The sequence below is a fragment of the Falsiroseomonas tokyonensis genome (genome assembly GCF_019024325.1).
GTDB classification, from domain to species: Bacteria; Pseudomonadota; Alphaproteobacteria; order Acetobacterales; family Acetobacteraceae; genus Falsiroseomonas; species Falsiroseomonas tokyonensis.
The window spans coordinates 1-942 of the sequence record NZ_JAFNJS010000051.1; the positions used below are offsets into that span (position 1 = coordinate 1).

The 942-nt window shown below is 72.0% G+C and carries 1 protein-coding gene and 1 pseudogene; both read left to right on the top strand.

The window, feature by feature from the left end; genetic code table 11:
- Positions 1 to 651: pseudogene (locus tag J3S20_RS29915) on the top strand (ubiquitin-activating E1 FCCH domain-containing protein); the annotation flags it as partial.
- A gap of 76 nt (positions 652 to 727) precedes the next feature.
- The coding region (locus J3S20_RS29920) for a hypothetical protein (RefSeq protein ID WP_343215345.1) at positions 728 to 942 on the top strand (215 nt) is incomplete at its 3' end.

Genomic DNA, 942 nt, shown 5'->3' on the forward strand with positions numbered 1-942 from the left:
GTCAGCCGCAACCTGGCGCCGGCCTCGAACACCGACATCAGGGTCCAGTTCGTCACCATCGCCGACTATGCCGAGCTGACGACGGAGATCACCGCCGGCCGCGGCCAGTCAGTCGCCGGCCAGGGGCTGGGCGTGAACGTGCTCAGCACCATCCCGCCGGCGGTCACGCCGGTGGGTGGCCAGGCGCGCAACACGGCCGGCGCCGTGCCGGTGCTGGCCGCCACTGGCTACTCGGCCAACCCGATTGCCGTCACGACGGCACGGGGTGTCGATCTGCTGGCGACATTGATCGGCGCGCTGGTCACCAAGCCCTACGCCATCCCCGAAGCGGACTGGCAGTATGCCGCCGCCGCGGGCGGGATCATCACCACCACCGACGTGGTGCTCCGGGCGGCGGCTGCGGCCGGAATCCGCAACTACGTGACCTCGATCGACCTCCGCAACGCGCATCCGACGGTGGCGACCGAGGTGGTGATCAAGGATGGGGCGACGGTGATCTGGCGGCAGTTGCTGGCGGCGGCGATGCCGGCGCCGGTCGAGATCACCTTCCCGACGCCGCTGCGCGGCACCGCGGCCACGGCGATGAACGTCGCCTGCATCACCACCGGCGCGCAGGTCTACGTCAACGCGCAGGGCTTCGCCGCGCCGTAAGGCGCGGCCCCAGGAGCATCCCATGACAGAGCCGATCGACCCGGGCGGGGGCTCCCCCGCGCCGGAGCAAGAACCTGTGCCCGATCGACTGCCCATCGCTGGGCAGTCGATCACCGCCTGCCGCGCCCTGGCCACGCCCGTTACCGTCGACCGTGCCGCGCGCACCGTCGAGGTGGTGTGGAGCACTGGTGCCCGCGCCCGCAACTTCGTGCCGCCGCTCGGTCCCATCATCGAGGAGCTCGACATGCGGCCGGAGGCGGTGCGCATGGACGCGCTGCGCTCGGGCCGCGC